The 24,319-nt window shown below is 58.7% G+C and carries 16 protein-coding genes and 1 pseudogene; 8 read left to right on the forward strand and 9 right to left on the reverse strand.

What is annotated here, in order from left to right; translation table 11 throughout:
- The first annotated feature begins 162 nt into the window (after positions 1-162).
- From ACLI1M_RS11075 to ACLI1M_RS11090, 4 genes and pseudogenes are all read left to right on the forward strand, one after another.
- Positions 163-2,157, forward strand: a complete 1,995-nt coding sequence (locus ACLI1M_RS11075; protein WP_411706578.1) for a hypothetical protein — start codon at positions 163-165, stop codon at positions 2,155-2,157.
- Positions 2,158-2,209: 52 nt separating this feature from the next.
- Positions 2,210-3,841 carry a type I restriction-modification system subunit M gene (locus tag ACLI1M_RS11080; RefSeq protein WP_248099961.1) on the forward strand — a complete coding sequence of 544 codons (1,632 nt, stop codon included), beginning with the start codon at positions 2,210-2,212 and terminating at the stop codon, positions 3,839-3,841.
- Complete coding sequence (locus ACLI1M_RS11085) at positions 3,841-5,031, forward strand: restriction endonuclease subunit S (RefSeq protein ID WP_239282387.1); 1,191 nt, start codon at positions 3,841-3,843, stop codon at positions 5,029-5,031. The genes ACLI1M_RS11080 and ACLI1M_RS11085 overlap by 1 nt, the downstream gene beginning before the upstream one ends.
- A 35-nt stretch (positions 5,032-5,066) precedes the next feature.
- Positions 5,067-8,261: pseudogene (locus ACLI1M_RS11090) on the forward strand (type I restriction endonuclease subunit R); the annotation flags it as partial.
- Positions 8,262-8,286: 25 nt separating this feature from the next.
- Here ACLI1M_RS11090 and ACLI1M_RS11095 read toward each other — a convergent pair.
- Both ACLI1M_RS11095 and glf read right to left on the reverse strand, forming a co-directional pair.
- Positions 8,287-9,783 carry an ATP-binding protein gene (locus tag ACLI1M_RS11095; protein WP_248099958.1) on the reverse strand — a complete coding sequence of 499 codons (1,497 nt, stop codon included), beginning with the start codon at positions 9,781-9,783 and terminating at the stop codon, positions 8,287-8,289.
- Positions 9,784-10,045: 262 nt separating this feature from the next.
- Positions 10,046-11,242 (reverse strand): UDP-galactopyranose mutase, encoded by a 1,197-nt coding sequence (gene glf, locus ACLI1M_RS11100; RefSeq protein ID WP_225746292.1) that lies wholly within the window; start codon positions 11,240-11,242, stop codon positions 10,046-10,048.
- A 146-nt stretch (positions 11,243-11,388) separates the two neighbouring features.
- Between glf and ACLI1M_RS11105 the strand changes: the two genes are divergently transcribed.
- Entirely contained in the window at positions 11,389-13,311 is a 1,923-nt protein-coding gene (locus ACLI1M_RS11105; protein WP_259825159.1) for an N-acetylmuramoyl-L-alanine amidase, read from the forward strand.
- Here ACLI1M_RS11105 and ACLI1M_RS11110 read toward each other — a convergent pair.
- The 6 genes from ACLI1M_RS11110 to serS form a co-directional block, all read right to left on the reverse strand.
- Positions 13,308-14,138: an HAD family hydrolase gene (locus ACLI1M_RS11110; RefSeq protein ID WP_248099952.1), complete on the reverse strand. Its 831-nt coding sequence runs from the start codon at positions 14,136-14,138 to the stop codon at positions 13,308-13,310. The genes ACLI1M_RS11105 and ACLI1M_RS11110 overlap by 4 nt on opposite strands.
- Positions 14,139-14,160: 22 nt before the next feature.
- Positions 14,161-15,708 (reverse strand): glycerol kinase GlpK, encoded by a 1,548-nt coding sequence (gene glpK, locus ACLI1M_RS11115; RefSeq protein ID WP_023020088.1) that lies wholly within the window; start codon positions 15,706-15,708, stop codon positions 14,161-14,163.
- 28 nt (positions 15,709-15,736) lie between these two features.
- Positions 15,737-16,474 (reverse strand): MIP/aquaporin family protein, encoded by a 738-nt coding sequence (locus ACLI1M_RS11120; RefSeq protein ID WP_023020089.1) that lies wholly within the window; start codon positions 16,472-16,474, stop codon positions 15,737-15,739.
- Positions 16,475-16,477: 3 nt separating this feature from the next.
- Complete coding sequence (locus tag ACLI1M_RS11125; protein ID WP_248099950.1) at positions 16,478-18,202, reverse strand: glycerol-3-phosphate dehydrogenase/oxidase; 1,725 nt, start codon at positions 18,200-18,202, stop codon at positions 16,478-16,480.
- A gap of 296 nt (positions 18,203-18,498) precedes the next feature.
- Positions 18,499-20,034 (reverse strand): lysophospholipid acyltransferase family protein, encoded by a 1,536-nt coding sequence (locus ACLI1M_RS11130; protein WP_232212563.1) that lies wholly within the window; start codon positions 20,032-20,034, stop codon positions 18,499-18,501.
- Between the two features lie 101 nt (positions 20,035-20,135).
- Positions 20,136-21,392 (reverse strand): serine--tRNA ligase, encoded by a 1,257-nt coding sequence (gene serS / locus ACLI1M_RS11135; protein WP_023020092.1) that lies wholly within the window; start codon positions 21,390-21,392, stop codon positions 20,136-20,138.
- Between the two features lie 65 nt (positions 21,393-21,457).
- Here serS and ACLI1M_RS11140 point away from each other — a divergent pair, with 65 nt between their 5' ends.
- From ACLI1M_RS11140 to ACLI1M_RS11150, 3 genes are read left to right on the forward strand one after another with little or no spacing between them, the layout of a single operon-like run.
- Positions 21,458-22,207: a GntR family transcriptional regulator gene (locus ACLI1M_RS11140; RefSeq protein WP_023020093.1), complete on the forward strand. Its 750-nt coding sequence runs from the start codon at positions 21,458-21,460 to the stop codon at positions 22,205-22,207.
- A 36-nt stretch (positions 22,208-22,243) separates the two neighbouring features.
- Positions 22,244-23,317 (forward strand): septum formation family protein, encoded by a 1,074-nt coding sequence (locus tag ACLI1M_RS11145; RefSeq protein ID WP_023020094.1) that lies wholly within the window; start codon positions 22,244-22,246, stop codon positions 23,315-23,317.
- Positions 23,317-23,664, forward strand: a complete 348-nt coding sequence (locus ACLI1M_RS11150; RefSeq protein WP_248099948.1) for a metallopeptidase family protein — start codon at positions 23,317-23,319, stop codon at positions 23,662-23,664. Before ACLI1M_RS11145 ends, ACLI1M_RS11150 begins: the two co-directional genes overlap by 1 nt.
- On the opposite strand, the gene ACLI1M_RS11155 is transcribed toward ACLI1M_RS11150, so the two are convergent.
- Complete coding sequence (locus ACLI1M_RS11155; RefSeq protein ID WP_248099946.1) at positions 23,661-24,314, reverse strand: histidine phosphatase family protein; 654 nt, start codon at positions 24,312-24,314, stop codon at positions 23,661-23,663. The two genes, ACLI1M_RS11150 and ACLI1M_RS11155, sit on opposite strands and share 4 nt — an antisense overlap.
- Between the last annotated feature and the right edge of the window lie 5 nt (positions 24,315-24,319).

Here is a 24,319-nt window from a genome sequence, read left to right on the forward strand (position 1 = left end):
CACTTTTTAGTATTAATTAAACAGCCTTAAGCCCCCTTCAGGACGATTACCATACTAAAAGCTGTTTACTTCACTCGAGTTCCTTTAACGTAGTGGACAGAGCAATCAGCAATGACCGCTCGCCCTTATTCCCCATCACTACCCTATGAAAGGAGGCCTCAAGTGACCGCAACACTGACACTCGCCGATGTCGCCCGGCTGACCGGCGTTACGCGCCCCGCGGTCAACGAGTGGATTCAGCGCTTTAACTCAGAATCCATCGCGCCCTTCCCATCCCCTTCCGGAGAACATGATGGCCACCCCTACTACGCCATCACCGAAATCCAAGACTGGCTGCGAGCAACCAAGCTCGGCCGCCGCGACACAGCCGTTGAAGATGCCCTCTTCTATTCTTCGCTCTACCGAATGCTGCTCCGCAATCCGGCACGCGCGGCATTGGGCCTTTTGAACTGCAACACGGCTTACTCCCCTCAGGATTTTTCGCCCTCTGCTGCAGTAATCGACTCTCTTACCGCGGCGTACCAGCGCGCAGCAGACAACATTCCTTCTGATGCCCCTGAAGCTGATATCGCAAAAGCAGCAGAGCAGGTAGCCGAGGCAGCTTTCGGGCCCGCGGCCGCGCTCGCCCGTCTTGCAGATGACCTCAGTGCTCAGCGCCAGGTCACACTCTCTTCCCGATTTACTTCCCGCGCTATGCAAGCAGTATCGGAAGCCCTCACGCTAGAGAACCCAACTCCACCTATCATCCCTACTGATGAATACAGCCTAGGTTTCGTCACTGGACTCACCCGGGAACTCGAAGAGACACTGGCGCTCAGCATCGGATATCGAAAAGACTGCGCACCAGACTCTCTCTATTGGGCCGAACTAGCGTGCCGAAACGTGGAATTCATCGACGCTAGCGAGGAGATCCCAGCGAATTCTCTCCTCGTTCACGCTGCTCCTTCCCCTCTCAAGAATGCGCCCGAATACTTCGAGCACCTCCAGGACTTGCTCGACAACTTAGACGAGCGCGGTGCAATGTTCTGCATTTCCACCGCAGACATGCTTATCGAGGACTCTTTAGCGCAGGTCGTCCGACGGCGGTTCCTCGCACCGACCGAAACCGGCGCAATTGCACCGCTGCGTTACAGCGCACGGCTGCCCCGAGGTATTTTTCCGGACCGCGGACAGCAGCAGGGCGCACTATGGATTCTCAAGCGCCCTAATCGCGAGGCCATAGGCAACCCTGCCGATGCTGCTGTGGTTATCGCTGACGTGCCGGACCTTAAGAGACCCGGTCTCGTCTCAGACTGGGCAACCATGCTCGCCACACCGGATGAAGCACGCAAGCACGCCTTTGTCCGCGGTCGTATTCTTCGCGCCGCTGATGCCTGGCGCAGTCGTACTCATTCTCTCGATGACTCGGTCTTTTCTTCTACGTCGACGTCCTCCGCCGCCGATCTCATGCATACCGCGCATCAAGCAGGATTAGACATCAGTTCAGCAGGGCTGGAGGACGCGCAGCCAAAGATTGGTATGCGCGCTGAATCGGGGGCAACGCGCCTTGAGTACCTACCGTGGAAGGCCGCGACCAACGCTCGCACTGGGGTACTGCAGAAACTCAGCGGATCCCGCATTGCCGAACATGATCTCGCCCCTGAAGCAGTAGCAAAACTGGAACTCATCGGTGAACCCGAAATTCTGGGGAGCACTCCACAGGGCGCACGTTGCATCGATCGTCTCCGGCTGGAAGACATTGCACCGCGCGGCACCCTCACAGAACCAGGGGACGTGGTCTTCATCAAGAACCCAAGACCACGCGCGCTCATCGATGAGGAAGGCGGCAAGCTAGTCACTGCACCGGCTCAAGCACTACGATGCCGCACCTTCCGTGGACGCAGCCACACTCCCTTGGAACAGGTCTGCCTTCCTTACCTCGTAGAGAAGGCTATTAACGAAGCTGTCTCCTCCGAGTTGGCATCGGTGTACTTCCCCGTATTGCCTCGCAAGAATGCGGAAGACCTCAGCACAGTCGAGCAACAGCTCGGCGCACGGCGTCGCCAGTTGGTTGAGCAGCTAAGGAGCATCGATGTTCTACGGCACAACCTCACTATTTCGATAGGTACCGGTGCTGTCACCATCGCTGAATCTCGTGCACAATCCCCGCCAGGTTAATAACAGAGTTCAACATTCAAACGCACAAACACCGTTATATCTAAGGAGAAAAATGACTAACTCAGTCAAGGATGAGCAGAACGTAGAGTCTGCCTCCGCCACCACCCTCAAAGAGCTCAAGGACACTTTATGGAAGGCAGCAGACAAGCTGCGCGGTTCCATGGACGCATCCCAGTACAAGGACATCGTCCTAGGACTGGTGTTCCTCAAATACGTCACTGATGCTTTCGATGCCCGGCGCGCGGAGCTGCGTGCCGAAGGCGAGGAGCACGGCGATAGCGAAGAGTACATCCAGGAAGACCTGGAGGATATCGACGCTTACCGTGAGAAAAACGTTTTCTGGGTCGACCCCATCGCTCGCTGGACCTTCCTGCGCGACAACTCGAAGGGTAAGTCGGCCGACGCTGGCCAGGAGTACCAGTCCATTGGCAAGCTCATCGATAACGCGATGAAGCAGCTCATGCAGGACAATGAGTCGCTATTAGGTACCCTGCCCACGAACTTCGCCTCGGATAGCGTTGACCAGCGTCGTTTGGGCGAACTCATCGACTTGTTCAGCACCACACGCTTTACCGCGGAGGGTCCTGAGCGCGCCCGCGATTTGCTGGGTGAGGTCTATGAATACTTCCTGGAGAAGTTCGCCCGTGCTGAGGGCAAGCGTGGCGGCGAGTTCTACACTCCCCGCCCCGTCGTCCGCACTCTCGTGGAAATCCTGGAGCCGACCCAGGGCCGCGTCTATGACCCGTGCTGCGGCTCAGGCGGCATGTTCGTGCAGGCTGAGAAGTTCCTCGAAACCACGGAAAAGGACCGCACTGCTTTGGCCATCTACGGTCAGGAGCTCAACGAGCGCACCTGGCGCATGGCCAAGATGAACCTGGCCATCCACGCTATTAGCTCCGCTGGCCTCGGCGAGCGCTGGGCCGACACCTTTGCCCGCGACATTCATCCGGGCAAGCAGATGGACTACGTCATGGCCAACCCACCGTTCAACATCAAGGACTGGTCCCGCAACGAGGAAGACTCCCGCTGGAAGTACGGCGTTCCGCCCAAGCGCAATGCAAACTTCGCGTGGATGCAGCACATTATCTCCAAGCTCACTTCTCAGGGTGAGGCCGGCGTCGTCATGGCCAATGGCACGATGACGTCGAACTCCTCCGGTGAAGGCGATATCCGCAAGGCCATGGTCGAAGACGACATCGTCTCTTGCGTCATCGCACTTCCTGCACAGCTCTTCCGCGGCACGCAGATTCCGGTCTGCGTCTGGTTCTTTGCCAAGGACAAAAAGGCCGGTTCCAAAGGCACCATCGACCGCACCAACCAGGTGCTCTTCATTGATGCCCGCGAGCTCGGCCACATGATTGACCGCACGGAGCGCTCCTTCAGCGACGAGGACATCCAGAAGATTGCAAACACCTTCCGCCTGTGGCGCGGCCGCACCTCCGCACCGGAGGGCGAGGCTTACGAAGACATTGCTGGTTTCTGCAAGTCCGCCTCCCTCGACGACATCCGCGACGCCGGCTTCGCCATGACCCCCGGCCGCTACGTCGGCTTCGCCGAGGCCGAGGAAGACGACGAACCCATCGACGAGAAAATCACCCGCCTCACCGGCGAGCTCACCGCCGCGCTTGACGACGCCGCCCGCCTTGACAAGGCTGTGCGCGAACAGCTGGGGAGGTTGAAGTAATGCCAAAGCTACGAATCCGCGAAATTGGTGAAGTCTTTGATGGTCCTCACGCGACACCCAAACGACGTGAAGAGGGGAAATACTTCCTGAACATCAGCTCACTCCAAAACGGACGCTTAATTCTCGACGAATCCGATTTCATCGATGACGAAGACTTTCAGCGTTGGACTCGTCGAGTAACGCCACGAGAAAACGACCTTCTATTTTCTTATGAAACTCGGCTCGGGGAAGCCGCGTTAATGCCGCCTGACATCGATGCAGCCCTCGGTCGCCGTATGGCACTGCTTCGACCGAACCCAGAAGTCGTCGATCCGACCTTCCTACTCTACTATTGGCTTTCCCCGAAATGGCAGCAAAAGATTGCCCAAAACACCCTATATGGGGCAACCGTAAACCGTCTGCCGATCACCACGTTGCCCAATTGGGAAATAACACTTCCAGAACTTAAAGTTCAACGCCCAATCGGGCGGACATTGGCATCCCTCGACGACAAAATCGCCGCTAACCAGTTAGCAATTCACAAGATTCAGGAGCTGCTGCATGCTCAGTGGCATGCCATCACCAACACCGGAGTTAGTTCTACTGAGCCGATTTCCAGTATCGCCGACGTCAATCCCCGCACGTTAAAGCCGCAAAGCGATGAATGTAGTTTCCTGGAGATGAAGGATCTTCCGGAGTACGGATTGATTGTGGACCGCTGGGGAAAGCGCGAGACCAAAGGAGGCACCAAGTTCAGGAACGGTGACGTCCTTCTCGCGCGCATCACCCCGTGTTTTGAGAACGGCAAGATGGCGATTGTCGACTTCCTTGAGGATGACGAAGTGGGAATGGGTTCTACCGAATACATCGTCTTCCGTCCCAAGGAAGGCATCCCTGCCGCTGCAATCCATGCCATTATCAGCAGCCCCGAATTCCGTAGCTTTGGGTACAAAGCACTTACCGGCACCTCTGGACGTCAACGGATTGCAGCCGACGACCTCAAGGAAATTGCGGTTCCTTGGCCCTCCGAAAGCGCTTCGACAGAGTACAGGCAGCTCGCAGACGCGCTCCTCAAGAAGGCTACGGCGCTTCGAAATGAAAACCAAGTCCTCGCCCGCACCCGCGACGAGCTCCTTCCCCTCCTCATGAGTGGCCGCATTACGGTCGGTGAGGCGGAGAACGTTGCGGGCACGGCGGCGTCGGAAAGCTAAGCACCCCTATCCCTACAACTCCTAAGGAGAAGCTCATGCTGAGCGAAGAATCCCTCGAACTCATTGTTCAGGACCACCTGGCGGAACTGGAATGGCAGGCCGGCCACGGCCCGGACTTTGCGCCGGGCTCCGGCGAGCGCGACGCCTGGAATGACATCGTGCTGCGCGGGCGTTTGCGCAATGCCGTGCGCAACCTCAACCCAGATGTACCGGAGGAGTACCTCGACCAGGCGATCGGTGAGGTCATCACGCCGAAGTCACAGTCCGCGATTGCGGAGAATCGGCGCATTCACCAGATTCTGGTGGAAGGCTATCGCGGTATCGAGTACATCGACCACGAGGGCAATATCCAGAACCCGACCATCTACTTTCTGTCCTCGCAGCCCCACAAGAATGACTACTTGTCACTCAACCAGGTCACCATTGCGAACCTGGACGGCGAGCGTCGCTTCGATGTGGTCTGCTACGTCAACGGCATGCCGCTGGCGTTTATTGAGCTGAAGAAGACGGGCGCGAATACCTCCGTCGAGGGCGCGTACAACCAGCTGCAGACCTACGTCAAGGAATTCGGCATGGCCTTCCGCTTTGCCAATATTGTGATTCCTTCGGATGACCTCAGCGCGAAGTACGGCACGCCGTTCACTCCGTGGAACCACTTTGCGCCGTGGAACGTGGATGAGGACGGCAGCCCGGTAGACCCCAACAACATGGTTGTGGCCGGCGAGCCGGTCACGCAGCTGGACCTGTTGCTTGATGGTCTGTTTAATGTGGAGCGTTTTGGGCAGCTCTACAGTGACTTCACGGCGTTCGATGACACGGCCGAGGGCCTGGTCATGCGCATAGCGAAGCCGCACCAGTACTTCGCGGTGACCAAGGCTGTGGGTTCCACGATCACGGCGGCGCGCGGCGACAAGCGCGCTGGCGTCATCTGGCACACGACGGGTGCGGGCAAGTCCATGGAGATGGAGCTCTACACCGCCAAGATTATGCGTCGGCGGGAGATGCTCAGCCCGACCGTCATTGTGCTCAATGACCGCACGGAACTGGATGAGCAGCTCTTTGAGACCTTCAACCGGTCCACCATCCTGCCGGAGGCACCGCGCAATATCGAGTCGCGTGCTGAGTTGCGTGAGCTGCTGTCACAGAAGACCTCTGGTGGTATTTACTTCTCTACCCTCCAGAAGTTTGGCTTGAACGGCCAGGGTGAGTTGCGTGAGACCGAGCACCCGTTGCTCTCTGACCGGAGCAACATCGTGGTCATCGTCGACGAGGCACACCGTTCCCACTATGGCTTTGGCGATACCGCCGCCGATGGTTACGCACAGCACCTGCGTAGTGCACTACCGAATGCCACCATGCTGGCGTTTACCGGTACCCCGCTTAAGGAATGGGACCGCGATACGCGAAAGGTCTTCGGTGACGACGTGGATGTCTACGACATGAACCGCGCCGTCGAGGACGGTGCCGTCGTTCCCGTCTACTTCGAGCCGCGCCTCATCCCGCTCAAGCGCATTGCTGGGATTACCGATGACGAGATTGATGACACCGCTGAGGAAGTGCTCACGGGTCTCGACGAAGTCGAGCGCGACCGGATTCAGCGCTCCGTCGCCGCGTTGGAAATCATTTACGGTTCCGACGACCGCTTGGATGCGCTCGCTGAGGACTTTGTTCGCCACTGGGAAGACCGCCGCGAGAACATGCGGGAGTTCATCGGTGCACCGGGCAAAGCCATGATCGTGACCGCCACGCGTTCCATCGCAGCACGCCTCTACTCCAAGATCGTGGCGCTGCGCCCTGAGTGGCACTCGGATGCCGATGACAAGGGAAAAATCAAGGTCATCTACTCTGCCGCGCCGTCCGATCCGGATGAGCTCAAGGTCCATATGCGCCGCCCGAGTGCGCTCAAGGCCGTGAAGAACCGCATCAAGGATGTTGACGACGAGCTGGAAATCGCCATCGTTCAGTCCATGATGCTCACCGGTTTCGATGCGCCGCCTCTGCATACGCTCTACATTGACCGCTCGCTCAAGAGCGCGCTACTCATGCAGACCCTCGCCCGCGTCAACCGCACGTTCCGGGACAAGCAGGATGGCCTCCTTGTCGCCTATGCTCCGCTGGTCGAAAACCTGGAGAAGGCGCTGGCTGAGTTCACACTCAACCCCTCCGACGACGGCACGAAGGTCACGGGACAGGACGTCGAAGAAGCGCTCAATCTGGCGAAGGGATTCCTGGCTCGTCTCGACGACATTGTGGGAATCGAATGGAAGAACACCGCTTTCATCGATGACGCCAACCTTCGCCGCGCTTTGCTCGACGTCACTGGTTTCCTTCGCAATCCAAGAACCGAAGGCAACTACGACCCCGAGAAGCCAAACGCGCGTCCTGTTGCTGATGAGTTCAAGCGTCAGGCTGGAAGGCTCGCGCGTGCATGGGCGCTTGCGTCCAACAGCCCTGCCGCCGATGAATTCCGTCCGAGCGTGCAGTTCTATTCCGAGGTCAAGAACTGGCTCATCAAGCTCGATGCAGGCGACCGTGTCGCCAACGGAGAGCCGATTAGTGACTCCATCCGTAACACCCTAGGCAAGCTGGTCGTTGATTCGGCTGAGGCCACCGGTGTCATCGACATCTACCGCCAGGCCGGGATTGAGATTCCGAACTTGCAGGATCTCACCGTCGACCTGTTCAAGGACAAACAATCCCCCTCTGAGGTCTCGTTGCTCATTGATGCGTTGCGCCGCCAGCTCCAGCAGGAAGCCCGCACCGCCACAGGAAACAACGAGCTGCGCTCCAAGCAGTTCTCCGAGCGGATCACCGAGCTGATGAATCGGTACACCAATCAGCAGCTCACGGCCGCTGAAATCATCGCCGAACTCATCCGCCTGTCCAAGGAGATTGTCAAGGAAAGCAAGCGCGGTGAACAATTCACCCCGCCACTAGGCAATGACGAGCTCACCTTCTTCGATGCGGTGTCGACAAACGAATCCGCAACCGAGCTCATGGACGACGAAGTTCTTGCTGAAATCGCACGCCAGCTCGTTTCCATGCTGCGTCGCGATGCAAAGACCGACTGGACAGTACGCGATGACGTACGCGCGAAACTACGCCGCTCGGTCCGCAGGTTGCTACGCGACTACAAGTATCCACCGGACAAGGCGCCGGAGGCCATCAAGCTTGTGCTTGAACAGATGGAGAAATTCGCGCCAAGGTATTCAGCGGCGGCGCGCGAACAAGGTAAGGTGACGTTGAACACCGTGGTTAGCCCTGCAGCCGATAGCGCTGCTTCGGGCTCTTCAGCGGCTCAGTGCGCACGATGACGCCTTCCTCAACAAGTTCGTTGATGATCCTGCGCACTCCGTTGAGGGACAGCCCTGCAGCCCCTGCCAATTCGCGGCTGGACGCTGTCCTGTGTTCGCGAAGATAGTCGAGCACGCGCCCGCGGGTTCCGCCGCCCAACGCCGCGGTGCGCTCCGGGGTAGTCGGATTTCGCCGCGCAAAGGTGAGTTCAAATTCGGTCAATGAATCCCGTGGTACCGGCGGCGGCAGCAGCTGCTGTTCCAGTTGGTCGAGAATCTCGATATATCCGGTACCACGATTTTCCGCAACGTACCCATCTCCGTCACCGGCAGGAGTCACCTCCAGCAACGCAGACAAATGTTGATTGCGCGCGCTAGACATACCCGCAGTGCCCAATCGATCAACGGTGACCGTTCCATAAAGACCACCGGGGTTGAGGATCTCCAGCCGGTCGACATAAAGGTTCACTTGTATTTGCGTGCCCCGCGCCTGCGGCGAATAGTCACGGTGCATAAGCGCATTAGCGACTGCCTCGCGCACAGCCCCCGGAGGATAGTCCGGCAAGTCCTTACGGAAGACTCCCTCGATTACGCCTCCGACGCGCATATTGCGTCGGACTGCCCGCACGGCATCCGCGACCAGCATCGGAATGGGCCCCACCAGACTTTCGTTGTCGAGGAAGCGCTGCTTGCCCATCCCGGCCGCTTTATCGGTGCCGGGATATGCTGCAAAGGTCACGTTGAGCCGCGGGAAAAACTGTTGCGGATAAGTGCCCGCTGCCATAAGCCCGCCCAGAGTTGGCACTAGTTTTCCGTTGTCGTTCCGGGTAATCAGGTGGAGCGCTAACATCGCCTCTTCATCGCTCAACCGTCCAAAAATGCGTTCATGGATGGAGCGCTCGCGGGCCAAGATCTCGGCCACAATGTCAGGATCCAGATCGTCGATGTCAGCAGCCGGAACCGGCTCCAGATCCCATTCCGGCTGGGTCTTGTTTTCCTCCAGCCGGTCAATCTCGTATGGCTTTAGTACGCGGTCCCCATCATGGACCCGGATATAGCTGCCGTGATACTTCGACTGGGAAACGACCCAGCAAGGCTTCTCAAAAGGAGCACATTCGGGAATGGTGCCAACGACAATGCTCGCGCCCTCCCACTCAACAATGTCGATCTGGGCGCGAACCGACGGGGTTACGAGGTCTGCGCATGCGCCAGCCAGGGCATCCGCCATGGCAGTAGCATCAAAGCCTGGTACCGTAACGAACCCGTTGTCTTCATCCAGCCCTAAGATGATGATTCCACCGGTCCCGTTAGCAAATGCAGAGATAGAGCGAACGAGCTTCTTGGGAAAACCTCCCACAGCTGCCTTGACCTCAACGGCGCGCGTATCGGTGTCCTGAGATCGCAGGCTTCCAATGATCTCGGCGATTTCCGCCTGGTCATCGTCCCAGACCACAATCACTCACCCCCTATCAGCGCTCAACGCTCCTGAACACCCTCAAACACTACACACAACACTACACACACTGTGGGGTGTTGTGTAGTGTTCATGCGCGTTCCTTGTCCGAAATTCTCACAGTACGGGATGATTTCGCAGGTCAATCATATTTTCCCGGTCTGCGCGACACTACACAACACTACATACAACACACCACCCAACACTCCATAGTGTGGTGTGTTGGGTGGTGTGTTGAGTGTTAAGTGTTCTGTTGACGGAGTTCGGCTTAGTGGCCGCGCTCCTGCTCAAGCGCCTTACCCTCGTTCCAGAACGGAGCCAGCTTGTTGTCGAACATGCTCAGCGCGGAGGCAATGGCCATGTGCATGTCGAGGTACTGGTAGGTGCCCAGGCGGCCGCCGAAGAGAACCTTATTATCCTTCGACTCCTGGGCGGCGAGCTTACGGTAGGCCTCCAGCTTGGTACGGTCCTCTGGGGTATTGATTGGATAGTACGGCTCATCGCCTTTGTCGGCGAAGCGCGAGTATTCCTTCATAATGACCGTCTTGTCCTTCGGGTACTTATCCTTGCGCTCCGGGTGGAAATGGCGGAACTCATGGATGCGGGTGTAGTCCACGTCCGCATCGTTGTAGTTCATCACCGGGGTGCCTTGGAAGTCGCCGGTATCCAGCACCTCCAAGTCAAAGTCGAGGGTGCGCCACCCCAGCTCGCCCTCGGCAAAATCAAAGTAGCGATCCAGTGGGCCGGTGTAGACCACGGGCGCATCTGGGGACTCGGCACGCAACTCTTCGCGCACCTCGAACCAATCGGTATCCAGGCGGACCTCAATATTGTCGTGGTCAGCCATGTTTTCTAGCCATGCCGCGTAGCCGTCGACCGGCAGACCCTCATAGGTGTCGTTGAAGTAGCGGTTATTGAAGGTATAGCGCACCGGCAAGCGAGTGATATTCGCCGCCGGCAGCTCCTTCGGGTCGGTCTGCCACTGCTTCGCGGTGTAATCGCGGATAAAGGCCTCATACAGCGGGCGGCCGATCAGCGAGATGGCCTTCTCCTCCAGGTTTTGCGCCTCTTCCGGGGAGAATTCGCCAGCCTGATCCTTAATGAGCTGGCGGGCCTCATCCGGGGAGTAGTAGCGGCCGAAGAACTGGTTGATAAGACCCAGGCCCATCGGGAATTGGTAGGCGGTGCCATCGTGCATGGCAAAGACGCGGTGCTGGTAGTCGGTGAAATCGGTGAACTTATTGCAGTAGTCCCACACGCGCTTATTAGAGGTGTGGAAGAGGTGCGCGCCGTACTTGTGCACCTCGATTCCGGTGGTGGGTTCGGCCTCGGAGTAGGCATTGCCGCCGAGGTGATTGCGGCGCTCCACAATGAGCACCTTCTTATCCAGCTGGCTAGCGGCGCGCTCGGCAACCGTTAGACCAAAAAATCCAGAGCCAACAACGATGAGGTCATAAGAAGTCATGGCCTCCACTTTATTGCACTACGGCAGCTGACACGGCGCATCGGCGTGTCGCAACAGATTTCACAGAAGTCACAAACGTACCATCACTATCAACTCTTAACTCTTGGCAACCGTTTTTACAGCTGCACAACCCTAGGGAGATAACAGTGCAACAACGACGTCGACTAGTACCCACCAGGTCAAAATGGTCCACCCCCGTCATCGCGGCGGTCACCTCCATCGCACTCGCCGTGACGGCCGCATTCGGCGGACAGCAAGTTCTCAAGACCCAAGACTCCGCCAACGGCGGTCCCATTGAGGTCAAAAATTCCTCCTCCAGCTTCAGTGACGGCGAATCCATCGTCATCGATGACCCAGCCGTAGCCGCTCAGGGCGACGGCGAAAGCCGCCGCGCGGTCAAGCAGTTCCACCGCGACGAAACCTTCAACATGTTCGCCGTCACCTGGGAGGGCAAGCGAGATATCAACTCCTTCGTCCGCTCCAAGCAGCAGGACGGTTCCTGGAGCGAGTGGCTGCCCATGGATGCAATGAATTACACCGAGGGCAAGAACGGCACCGAACTCATCTTCGTGGGCGATACCAACGATGTGCAGGTTTCTATGGCCAACGTTGACCTCGTGACCGGTTCCAACCTCGACAAGAAGGAAGACTCCCTCCTAGACAAGGCCGCCAAGGGCGCTGATGCCAACCGCCCCGCGCCGCTTGCGTACAACGTCGGCGATATCTCCCCCGTGGCCGATGAGCGCACCCAGGTAGCGGATCTCGACGCCGTGTTTATCGACGGCAACGCCCAAGAAGGCGAAGCCATCGAGCCCACCGCAGAAACCGCGGGCATGCCTAAGGTAGTCACCCGCGCCGGCTGGGGAGCAGACGAATCTAAGCGCTGCCAGGAGCCAACCTACGACGATGGCCTCAAGGCCATGACCCTGCACCACACCGCGGGTACCAATAACTACACCCGCGCACAGGCAGCGGCACAGGTACGCGGTGCCTACGACTACCATGCGCAGACCCTGGGTTGGTGCGATATCGGCTATAACGTGCTGGTGGATAAATTCGGCACCATCTACGAAGGCCGCTACGGCGGCTTGGACAAGGCCGTACAGGGTGCCCACGTGGGTGGCTTCAACTCTAATAACTGGGGCATTTCCATGATTGGCAACTACGAGGAAACCGAGCCTTCCCGCGAGATGCTCAACTCCGTGGCGGAGATTGCCGGCTGGAAAGCCGCTATTTCTGGCATCGATCCAATGGGCAAGGCCAGCTTGTACTCCGGCGGATTCAACGGCTCCAAGTTCCCTGCAGGAACCACGGCCACCGTGCCGGCCTTCGCGGGCCACAACGATTTCCACTACACGGCTTGCCCGGGCCAGTACACCACGCGCCACTGGGACGAGATTCGAAAGAATACCAAGCGCAAGGCGGATGCCATCAAGTCCGGCAAGAACAGCACGGACCTGAACTGGCAAGAGTCTCCACAGCCAAATACCCCCAAGACCCCGCAACCAAATACCCCCAAGACCCCGCAACAGGTGGGCGGAGAAATCATGTCCTCGCTTGGCGAGGTCGAGGTACCGGTCTCCACTATCTCCGCCCTTGCTGGCATCGCTGCCGCCGTCTTCGGCGTGCTCATCGCCAATGAGCGCCTGCAGAAGCCTGATACCGATCAGAAGGTGGCGGGCAACCTGACCACCGGCGATATCCCGGAGATTGTCAATAAGGTTGTCCAGGTCTCCAACAACGAGGGATTGAAGGAATCCTGGACCTCCGTCCTCAACGCTTTCGGTCCGGTCCTAGGCCTGGCAGTCGGCGGCCCGGATACTACCGACGGCGGCAAGATCCTCTACCAGCTCTTCCAGAATGGCGTGGTGCTCTCCTCCAAGGAATCCGGCACCAAGGCGTTGACGGGTGAGATTGCCAAGAAGTGGTCCGAGGGCGATAATGCCTCCAAGCTCGGCCTGCCTACCTCCAACGAGGAAAAGAATGGCAAGGAAATCCGTGTGAAGTTCCAGGGTGGCGAGATTGTCTACAACACCGAAACGGAAAAGGTAGACATCTTCACCGACTAGAACCAGCGCTCTAGCACCTTTGCGACGCCCGCCTGGTGGTTAGCCACGGTGACCGTATCCGCGGCCGCCTTAACCTCCGGGTGGGCGTTTTCCATAGCCACACCACAGCCTGCCCACTGCAGCATCTCAATATCGTTGGGCATATCCCCAAATGCGATCGTCTCCTGCTGGGCGACGCCGGTGTGCTCAGCCAACCATTCCACCCCGCGGCGCTTAGTCACATTGGGCGCGGCAACCTCCAGAATCCCTTCCTGCATGGAATACGTCAGGTGCGCGAGCTCCGGATCGATATGGGGCGCGATGAGCTCATACAGCTTCGGAGCGGAGTAGTCCGTATTGCGGATAAGAAATTTCACGGCAGGCTGCCCCACAAGCTCGCCCATGCTGACCACCCCGAAGCCTTCAAAGAGGGCGTTTTCGGAGTAGTGGCGTTCGACTACGAAGAGGTCCTCGACGGCGTCGCCAAGCGAGCCTCCTGCCCGCTCCGCTCCAAAGCCCACGGTACCCAACACCGTCTGGGCCACATCCACCACTTCTGCCAACGCTGCGGGTGAAAGCTCGTGGGCGGACATCACGCGGTCCTCCGCGGAATCGTAGAGCACCGCCCCATTCGAAGTCACACACACCGGGCGGACGGGAAGCTGCTCCAACACGGGCGCTATCCACCGGAACGGCCGGCCAGTGGAAAGCGCAAAATAGGCACCCTGTTGGACCGCCCGCGCCACAGCGTCACGATTGCGACGCGGGACACGGTGGTTGCGGTCCAGCAGGGTGCCGTCAATATCGCTCGCGATGAGGCGAGGAGCGCGGGCAGGGAAATTCTCCATACCCGCGAGTTTACTTCAGGACTTAGAAGTCCAGATCCTCGTCCTCGTTATCTTCCCAGTCCAAGGAACGCTTAATAGCGCGCTTCCAGTCGCGGTAGAGAGCCTCTACCTCTTCCTTCTCGCGCTTCGGCTTAAACACCTTCATGTCTCCTGTCTGGCTACCCAAAACGCTCAGGTCATCCCAGAAGCCATTGTCCAAACCTGCCGCGAAGGCCGCGCCGGTCGCGGTGGTCTCGATATTCTTCGGACGGTGTACCTCCACGCCGAGCATGTCCGCTTGGAACTGCATCAGAAGTTCGTTCATGGTCATGCCGCCGTCCACGCGCAGCTCGGTGATCTCCACACCGGAGTCTGCCACCATCGCATCGGCCACGTCTCGGGTCTGGTATGCAGTGGACTCGAGCACGGCGCGGGCCAGGTGCTTACGGTTGGCAAAGCGGGTTAGACCCACGATGACGCCACGAGCATCCGGGCGCCAGTACGGAGCGAAGAGGCCAGAGAAGGCAGGCACGATGTAGACGCCGCCGTTGTCTTTAACTTCCCGCGCCAGGTTCTCGATGGATGCAGCATTCGGGATAATCTGCAGGTTATCGCGCAGCCACTGCACTAGGGAACCGCCCATGGATACGGAGCCCTCCAACGCGTAGACAGGGCGTTCGCCCTCACGCTGGAAGCACACGGTGGTCAGTAGGCCATTCTCAGAGAACTTCGGGGTGGTGCCCGTGTTCAGCAGGAGGAACAGTCCGGTTCCGTAGGTATTCTTTGCAGAGCCGGCCCGGAAGCATCCTTGGCCAAACATCGCAGACTGCTGGTCACCCAGGATGGCGCGGATAGGAACACCGGAGAGCGAACCGCGCTCACGCACGGTACGGAAATCACCGAGGGATGGGCGAATCTCCGGCAGCATGGACATTGGGATGCCCATTTCCTTGCACAGTTCCTCATCCCACTCCAGCTTTTCGATGTCCATGAGCAGGGTGCGGGAGGCGTTGGTGACGTCGGTAGCGTGCAGAGCCTCACGGCCAGCATCGCCCTCGGCTCCGCCGGTGAGGTTCCACAATAGCCAGCTGTCAATGGTGCCGAAGAGCAGATCGCCGGCCTCGGCGCGCTCGCGTGCGCCCTCGACGTTATCGAGGATCCACTTCACCTTCGGGCCGGCCGGGTAGGAGTTAATGAAAAGACCGGTGCGGCGGCGCCACTTTTCCGGGCCTTCCTCTCCCGAGAGCTCCTTACAGATGGCGGTAGTGCGGGTATCTTGCCAGACAATAGCGTTGTAGACCGGCTTGCCGGTGTGCTTATCCCACACCACGGTGGTCTCTCGCTGATTGGTGATACCTACCGAGTCAATGTCTTCCACAGTGATATCGCCATTGGCAAGAGCCTCACCGACGGCGCGACGGGTATTGCTCCAGATTTCTTCCGGGTCGTGTTCTACCCAGCCCTTTTCGGGAAAGATCTGCTCGTGTTCGAGCTGACCAACGGCAACCTGCTCGCCATCGTGGTTAAAGATAATGCAGCGCGTCGACGTAGTTCCCTGGTCGATAGCGGCGACGTATTTCTTGTTAGTCATGTGTCTAGTCTCCTATACGAAGATGGAATTAGAGCGCAACGGACAACAGGCCAACGGCTACGGCCGCGACCAATGGGGCCACGATGGGGACCCAAGCATAGCCCCAGTTCGCGCTGCCTTTGTCCTGGATGGGCAAGATGAATGCATAAGCAATTCGCGGGCCCAGATCACGGACCGGATTGATGGCATAACCCGTAGGGGTACCCAGGGACAGGCCGATCGCCACCACAACGAAAGCAACGGCAAAGTAGCTCATTGGGCCAAGCTCGCCGCCGGTGGGGCCGAAGGCAATGAACATCAACAGCACGCAGGTGGCGATGAACTCCGTCACCGCATTCCAGCCGTTCTTAGGATGTGCCGGCTTGGTAAAGAAGATACCGTTCGTGTCCTTATTGGCGCCGGTGACGTTTCCGGCGTCGTCGTAATTATTGGCGTCGAAAAGCTGCTTGAAGGCAGCCCATGCCAGGATGGCACCGAGGATAGCGCCGAGGATCTGGCCCAGGAAGTAGTACGGCACCAGGGACCATTCGAGCGAGCCATTGACGGCCAACATTACGGTGACGGCGGGGTTAAGGTGCCCGCCCGTGGGATCGGCCACACTGGCACCGACGAAGACACCCATACCCCAACCCAGGGCGATAACGACCCAATCGGAGCCGCGCGCGCCAGAGGTGCGCAGGTTTACCAGCGCACATACGCCGTTTCCTAGAAGGAGCAGCAACGCAGTGCCGATAAACTCCCACAGGAATGCATCAAATCCGGTCATAACTTATACCTCGTTTTGGGTGGGTCGGGCGGATCCTGCGCGTACCAAAATGTCATTGGCCTCACGGTCAGTTACCGCAGCTTCTGCTTCAAGTTCGGCCTGGGTGTGGGCCTTGAATTGGGATACCTCGCGCTCCTTGTCGGCGTCGCTCCAGCCCAGCAGCGGTGCTACAAAATCAGCAACGGCCGGGGCGGCATTTACGCCGCGGTCACCAAACTCGATGGCGATACGCAGACGGCGGGACAGGATGTCCTCCAAGTGCAATGCACCCTCGTGGGTGACGGCGTAGCGGACCTCGGCCCACAGGTAGGACTCTGCACCTGGCACTGGCTCGAGCAGGGAGGCGTCCTCAGTAGCTGGCGCTAGGACCTCGCCCAGCAAAGAGCCATAGCGGCCGAGCAGGTGCTCAATGAACTTCTCGCTCAGGTTGTAGCGACGGGCCAGAGATGGGACTTGGTTAGCTAGAGCATGGTAGCCAGCGGCACCCAGGATCGGGGTTTGCTCGGTGATGGACTCTGGGACCTTGGTACCCAGTTCCTTCACCGCCAGGTCCACGGCATCCTTACCGATGACGCGGTACGTGGTGTACTTACCGCCGGCGACAGAGACCATGCCTGGGGCCACGCGTGCGACGGCGTGGTTGCGGGAAAGGTTGGTGGTGGAATCGGACTTGCCGGACAGCAGCGGGCGCAGGCCGGAGTAGACGCCCACGATGTCATCGCGGGTGATCTTACGGCGTACGCGCTGGTTAACCTGGCCCAAAATATAATCAATATCGGACTTGGTTGGTGCCGGATCCGGCAGGGACAGCCCCTTTTCCCAATCGGTGTCGGTGGTACCGATGATCCAGTACTCGCCCCATGGGATAACGAAGAGGACGGACTTTTCGGTTACGAAGCACAGGGCCGCGTCCGCATCGAGCGCATCCTTTGGCACAACGATGTGTACGCCCTTGGACGCGTGCACGGTGAACTTGCCTTCCACGCCGGCCATCTCTTGAACCTTGTCATTCCACACGCCGGTAGCGTTGATGAAGACCTTGCCGCGCACAGTGGTTTCGCGCCCAGTGGCGGTATCGCGGACCTTGGCACCTACGATGCGGCCGCCGCGGTCCTTGTCAAAGCCAATGACCTCGGTATTGGTGCGGACATCGGCGCCGTACTCGGCGGCGGTACGCAGCACGGTCATGGTATGGCGGGCGTCATCCACGAGGGTGTCGTAGTAGCGAACGCCACCCACAATGGCATCATCCTTCAGGCCCGGGGTCACCTTCAGCACGCCCTTACGGGTCAAGTGCTTCTGCATTGGCACGCTCTTCGATCCGCCCATGAGGTCATAGAGCGTAAATCCACCGAACATCATGACGCGCTCCCATACATGGTGGGTCAGCGGGAAGATGAACTTCAACGGCTTCACCAGGTGAGGTGCCAGGGTAGACATGTTGAGCTCGCGCTCCTTGAGGGACTCAGCCACGAGGCGGAAGTCAAACATTGCCAGGTAGCGCAGGCCACCGTGGAACATCTTGGAGGAGCGGGAAGAGGTACCTGCGGCGAAGTCGCGTGCCTCAATGACGGCGGTCTTCAGACCGCGGGTGGCGGCATCCGCTGCCGCTCCGGCACCCACGGAACCGCCACCGATAATGACTACGTCGTAGTCCTCATCTGCGTACCCGTTCCATAGAGTTTCAAAGTATTCGGGGTTAAAGGATTGATTGCTTTGCTGGATCATTACTGACCGCATCTCCTTCCTTGGTGCTTGCATGTGCCTGGGCCATAGGTCCGTGAATGAGATGGCATAAGCACAGCTAAAAGCAGGTAATTATGGGTTCGGTGGAAAGTATCGCACCGGGGCTACAGAGACTTCATCTCCTAAAATATATGTTAGGGGTCACCGACTTGAGTTACACATGTGGTTACTCACACGTAAGTTTCAGGCCCGTAAGCAGTCAGTTTCCTTAAAATACTTAGACTTCCAAAAAGAAAACCACCCCCTCGCGGGGGTGTAAAGCGGACGAAAAACTGTCGCTATTTCTTCGCTAAACGCGCCATCGCCTCGAGTACCTCTGACATTCCGGCCTTTTCTGCCGAGTAGGTTACCGCTTGAGCACCCTTAACCACCTCTATCGGGGCAGTTTCCAAAGCCACCACCGGCATCCACTCAAGGAAGTCCTCATCCCCCGGCTCATTTGCAAAGACTAGAGTCTCTTCCGGCTCATCCTGCAGATCCTCTAGGATGCGCTCCACGCCTTGTGCCGCACTGGCGGCAGTAACGGACATTGCTGCAGCATCGAGGCGTGGCTGTGCAACATCCTCATCAATGACAATGGTCCACACGGCTTGCGGGACATCTACATCGCCCGCGGGCGATACCACTATGAGAACTTCGGCCGCCGGGTAGATATCCGCAAAAGCCTTGCGCAACCGCGGGGTCAGTGCTCCATCCTCCCAATTCAGCGCACTACTATGCGCTACCACCACACGCGGGATGGAGGAGAATTGAGCCTTCATGCGGTGCGGCAGGCGCGAGACGATAAGCCGGGATTGGGTAGCTGCTGCCAAAAGGCCCTGCTCAGCTTTAGAACCGGCCCAAATCTCTTTGCTGCTGGCGGTAATGGAAGCCTGGGTTTGCGCCACATCAGATTTCAGTTGCGCCATAACATCCGCGACCTTATCGCGACCTTCATCCAAACCACGTGTTGCCTCTTCCACCACGGCGTTGAGATTGGCTTTGATCCAATCCAAAGTCTCTGGGGCGGTGCGCGCCTTAGTCTTGGGCGCATCCTCTTCATCCCCCTTGGCGGCGGCCATGCGGTTGCGCACTAGGTCAACCGTGGTGACGGATACGCGTTCTTTAAGCCCCACCAGATCATCACGTAGCCGGCGTACGCGGTGGCGCTCAGTTTCTACTTCAGCATCCCGCTCCTCCGCTTCTTCGAGGGTGGGAGCGCCGCCGCCCTTGCGGGCGGGCACCCAATAATCGCCCGCTGGCATGGGGCCAAATTCAGCTTCGTACTGTTCCCATAGCCCTTCCAAAGCCTCTTGCATTCGGCGCCTAATCTCCGCGGTATCGGCTTCCGCATCACCAGTGGGATAGTACGGTTCTAGGGCAGTGATAAAGACTGGAGTCTTCGTCCGTCCCAGATTCTTTTTATGCCCCTTGGTCCACAGGCGCTGGGAGCCGAAGATGACCTGCGGGATTACCGGCACCCCAGCCTCATAGGCGATGCGGGAGGCACCACTTTTCATGCTGCGAATTTCGAAGCTGCGGGAAATCGTGCCTTCAGAAAACACCCCGACAAGTTCGCCCTCTTTAGCGAGCCGAACCGCCTGCCGCATTGAGGCATTGCCATCGATGCGATCAACTGGCACATGGTGCATGGCCTTGAGCAAGGGACCCGCTAGTGGGGCTTTAAAGATGCCAGCCTTTGCCAAGAAGCGCACGAGGCGCTTTTTGCGGTAAGCCAAAAAGGCCCCGAAGAGGAAGTCCATGTAGCCGGTGTGGTTACAGACCAATACCGCGCCGCCTTCATCGGGGATATTTTCTTCACCCGAAAGGCGCATTTTTAATCCCTGCGCCAGAGTCACCCCCCTACCAATGTGAGTGATCTGGCGGTACAGGAAATTCGTCGCAGCGTTCATAACTCTCCAGGACGACGGCGGACTTACTGCGGGGTGAGGACATCCTTGCCCACGAAGGGGCGCAGGGCCTCAGGGACAACGACAGAGCCGTCGGCCTGCTGGTGGTTTTCCAGAATAGCAACGAGCCAGCGAGTAGTGGCCAGGGTGCCGTTCAAGGTAGCTGCGGTTTGAGTCTTGCCGTTTTCGTCGCGGTAACGGGTGGACAGGCGGCGAGCCTGGAAGGTGGTGCAGTTCGAGGTGGAAGTCAGCTCGCGGTAGGTGCCTTGGGTAGGAACCCAAGCCTCATTGTCGAACTTGCGGGCCGCCGAAGAACCGAGATCGCCACCGGCAATGTCGATGGTGCGGTAGGGCAGCTCCATGGCTTCAAGCATGTCCTTTTCCATGGATAGAAGGCGCTGGTGCATTTCCTCCGCATCTTCAGGCTTGCAGTAAACGAACATCTCCAGCTTGTCGAATTGGTGGACGCGCAGGATGCCGCGAGTGTCCTTACCGTGGGAGCCAGCCTCGCGGCGGAAGCAGGAGGACCAGCCAGCGTACTGCAGCGGACCGTTAGAGAGGTCGATGATCTCATCCTTGTGGTAGCCGGCAAGGGCTACCTCAGAGGTACCAACCAAGTACATATCATCAGCCGGGAGGTAGTACACCTCATCAGAGTGCTGTCCCAGGAACCCGGTGCCGGACATAATGTCTGGGCGGACTAGAACTGGCGGAATCATCAGCTTAAAACCAGCTTCGCGCGCCTTCTGTGCCGCGAGCATGAGCATTCCTAGCTGCAGGAAGGCACCGTCACCAGTGAGGTAGTAGAAGCGAGCTCCACCTACCTTGGCGCCACGCTTGACGTCGATGAGGCCTAGGGATTCGCCCAGCTCAAGGTGGTCCTTCGGTTCGAAGTCGAACTCAGGAATCTGGCCGACCTCTTCCATCACCACGAAGTCATCTTCGCCGCCGGCTGGGGCACCTTCGACCACGTTATCCAGCTTGTACTGCAGCTCTTCCACCTTGGCCTCAGCGGCAGACTGTGCCTCTTCCGCTTCCTTGACCTTGGCCTTCAGCTCATTGGAGCCCTCTAGCAAAGCCGGGCGCTCTTCCGGGGAGGCCTGGCCGATCTTCTTGCCAAAAGCCTTCTGCTCGGAGCGCAGTTCGTCGGCCTTTTGAATAGCAGCACGGCGCTGCTCATCAGCTTCCAAGAGCTGGTCTACGAGGGAGGGATCCTCACCTCGATTCACCTGGGAAGCACGGACAACGTCAGGGTTTTCGCGGAGTAGCTTGAGATCAATCACGAATGTAAGTTTAGCGTATTGACAACACCTTGCGGTGGTAATAACCAGCGAATTACCATGGAGTTATGTCCGCCGTTCAGCTCCCCGCCCGCACTATTACGGACGGCCCCGTTCCAAAACACGCCCAATTGCACGATATCCTCGAAGAATTGTGCCGCACGACCCTCAAACCCGGCGATACCCTCCCCGGCGAAAGGCTCCTTGAAGAGACCTACGGGGTGTCACGTATCACAGTACGCCGCGCCATCGGTGATCTCGTCGCGGCCGGGAAATTGCGCCGCATCCGCGGTAAGGGCACCTTCGTGGCCCCCAATCCCCTAGTCTCCCGGCTCCACCTGGCCTCATTTTCAGATGAGATGGGCGCCCAAGACGTCACCGCCTCTTCTAAAATCCTTACTAGCGGCCGCAGTAGCGCCCCAGAGGATGCCGCCATCTTTTTTGATACGCCCGCTAACGCCGAACATATTCACCTGCGCCGCCTGCGCTTGGGCGATGGCGAACCGTACTCCATCGACGATGGCTGGTATAACTCCACGTTCGCGCCCAGCCTTTTGGAAAATGACATCTACAACTCGGTCTACGCCATCCTCGATTCTGTCTTTGATGTCCCCATCACCGATGCGGATCAGACGGTCTCTGCAATATCGGCCGATGCGGACACTGCCCCGCTTCTCGACGTCCCCGTGGGCACCCCGCTGCTCCACATTGTGCGCTACTCCCGCTCGGGCGATAGGCCGGTAGAGTGGTGCTCCTCGGTTTATCGCACCGACCGCTATCGCCTGACTACCCGGGTGGCTAGGGAGAACAGTCTCTAGCCAGCATCCAGGTTAAAAGGTAAGATTAGGGGCCTTATGAAGAAATCACCTGCGTGGCGTTCCGCTGTGGCCGTCCAGATTGTCTTGATTGCGGCAATCGCGGCGGCCGTTTTCATGGGCATCTACGGCGTTATCAGCTCCCAGAAATCGGGCAGCGATGAGACCACCGCTGCCCAGCAGCACGATAGCGGGGATAATTCAGAAACCGCTGCCCCTAAACCGGAACCTTTCACCGCCGCGGCCGCTGGTGCCTGCTTGACGTGGGATATCGCGAAAGATGGCTCCGCCACAGGGTTCAAGGAAGTACCTTGTTCCGAACAGCACCGCTTCGAGGTCTCCAAGACCGAAGACTTAAGTGTGTACCCCACCAGCGAATTCGGACCAGATGCTACTCGCCCGGCACTTACCCGCCAACACCAATTGCGCGATGAGCTGTGCGAATCCGCCACCGTGAACTACCTGCACGGCAAGTGGGATCCCAACGGCAAGTACGACGTAGCATCCATTCTCCCGCCGCAGTCTGCCTGGGATCGCGGCGACCGCACCCTACTCTGTGGCCTGCAAACCACCGATGACCACGGCGTACCGCAGCTTAATCACGGCAACGTAGAAGCCTCCGAGCAGGCCAACCTCACCAAGCCGGGCGAATGCTTGGCCATCGATGACAAGCAGGTTCCACACGTCGTTGAATGCGCTAAGCCGCACCAGATGGAAACCGTATCCGTCATTGATGTGGGCAAGCAGTTCCCTGATGGCTACCCGGATGGCAAGGATATGGACAAATTCCTTTCCGATACCTGCACCGCCGCTACCGAGGACTACCTCGGCGGCGAAGAACAGCTCTATCAATCCACGCTGCAACCGTTCTGGGGTTCTATCACCGAGGCCTCATGGAATGGTGGCACCAAGTCCGTCAATTGCTTCCTCGTGCATGCCCGCGCAGGCGGCGGCTTCTCTGCCATCACCGGTTCCGCTACCGGTGGCCGTCAGGCCCTGACTATCGATGGCAAGCCGCCGGAGGAGCGACCTGAGCGCAATCCGCTGCGCGAGGATAAGGACAATAAGCCAGCGCCCGAATCCGCCGCCCCTGCACCAGCCCCAGCACCCTAATGGTGGAGGTTTCGGAAGAGCGCTTCGATGAAATGGTCAACGAGGCGCTGGATCAGGTCCCCGAGGAATTTGTGCGCCGCATGCGCAACCTCGTTATTTTGGTCGAAGATGAAAACCCCGATAACCCCATGTTGCTAGGGCTCTATGAAGGCGTGGCGCTGCCCCACCGCACCTTCGATCACACTGGTTTCCTGCCCGATGCGATCTTTATTTATCGCAAGACGCTGCAGCGCTGGGCTGGTAGCGAGGAAGAACTAGCGGAACAGGTTAAAGTCACCGTCTTCCACGAGCTCGGCCACTATTTTGGCCTCGAGGAAGAGGAGCTGCACCGCCTAGGTTGGGGCTAGAGCTCCGTATCTGCCCAACGGGTCAATGTCCACTGCCCAAAGTCCTTGCCGCGCGGCTCCATCACCATGAAGCGACAATTGGGCAGATAGCCGGTATAGGCAAAGTCGGCATCAGCCCCCGTGGCATGCTTGGTGACCACGCGGATGGCCGCGCCGTGGCTGACAAGGATGACATCATGGTCGTCGGCAAGCTGGCCCGCAATGCCCTCCAGCACCGGCTGGTAGCGCGCCAGCACATCCTCTAGGGTCTCGCCACCTTCCATGCCGGCGTCCTGCTCGCCATCGCACCAGCCGCGCATGGCCACCATGTGCGAACGGTGGGCATCCTCGCTGCCGTCCATTTCCCAATCGCCGGCAGAAATCTCGTACACTCCGGCAATCACGTCCACACGCTGGGAAAACTCGGGCATACCGCGCTCTTGTTCAAAGGCGCGTGCCGCCAGCATCGCAGTCTGCTGAGCGCGCAGGGCAATGGAACATTTAAATTCCACCTCGCGCTCGCCCACCAACTGCGCTAGCTCACGGCCGACCTCCGTGGCTTGGTCGCGCCCGCGCTCAGTAAGCTCGGCCCCAGGCGGGCGGGTATCAAGAAGACGAGAAATATTGGAATAGGTCTGGCCATGGCGCAGCAGGATGATTCTTCCGGGCATGCCTC

This window comes from Corynebacterium sp. LaCa54 (genome assembly GCF_046717495.1).
Lineage (GTDB): Bacteria > Actinomycetota > Actinomycetes > Mycobacteriales > Mycobacteriaceae > Corynebacterium > Corynebacterium kefirresidentii.

Bases quoted from the DNA above. Each gene is read 5' to 3' on its own strand.
- ACLI1M_RS11085 (WP_239282387.1), top strand. From the start codon at position 3,841: ATGCCAAAGCTACGAATCCGCGAAATTGGTGAAGTCTTTGATGGTCCT.
- ACLI1M_RS11130 (WP_232212563.1), bottom strand. From the start codon at position 20,034: ATGCGCCTTTCGGGTGAAGAAAATATCCCCGATGAAGGCGGCGCGGTA.
- ACLI1M_RS11125 (WP_248099950.1), bottom strand. From the start codon at position 18,202: ATGATCCAGCAAAGCAATCAATCCTTTAACCCCGAATACTTTGAAACT.
- ACLI1M_RS11155 (WP_248099946.1), bottom strand. From the start codon at position 24,314: ATGCCCGGAAGAATCATCCTGCTGCGCCATGGCCAGACCTATTCCAAT.
- ACLI1M_RS11145 (WP_023020094.1), top strand. From the start codon at position 22,244: ATGAAGAAATCACCTGCGTGGCGTTCCGCTGTGGCCGTCCAGATTGTC.
- ACLI1M_RS11140 (WP_023020093.1), top strand. From the start codon at position 21,458: ATGTCCGCCGTTCAGCTCCCCGCCCGCACTATTACGGACGGCCCCGTT.
- glpK (WP_023020088.1), bottom strand. From the start codon at position 15,708: ATGACTAACAAGAAATACGTCGCCGCTATCGACCAGGGAACTACGTCG.
- ACLI1M_RS11150 (WP_248099948.1), top strand. From the start codon at position 23,317: ATGGTGGAGGTTTCGGAAGAGCGCTTCGATGAAATGGTCAACGAGGCG.
- ACLI1M_RS11080 (WP_248099961.1), top strand. From the start codon at position 2,210: ATGACTAACTCAGTCAAGGATGAGCAGAACGTAGAGTCTGCCTCCGCC.
- ACLI1M_RS11110 (WP_248099952.1), bottom strand. From the start codon at position 14,138: ATGGAGAATTTCCCTGCCCGCGCTCCTCGCCTCATCGCGAGCGATATT.
- glf (WP_225746292.1), bottom strand. From the start codon at position 11,242: ATGACTTCTTATGACCTCATCGTTGTTGGCTCTGGATTTTTTGGTCTA.
- ACLI1M_RS11120 (WP_023020089.1), bottom strand. From the start codon at position 16,474: ATGACCGGATTTGATGCATTCCTGTGGGAGTTTATCGGCACTGCGTTG.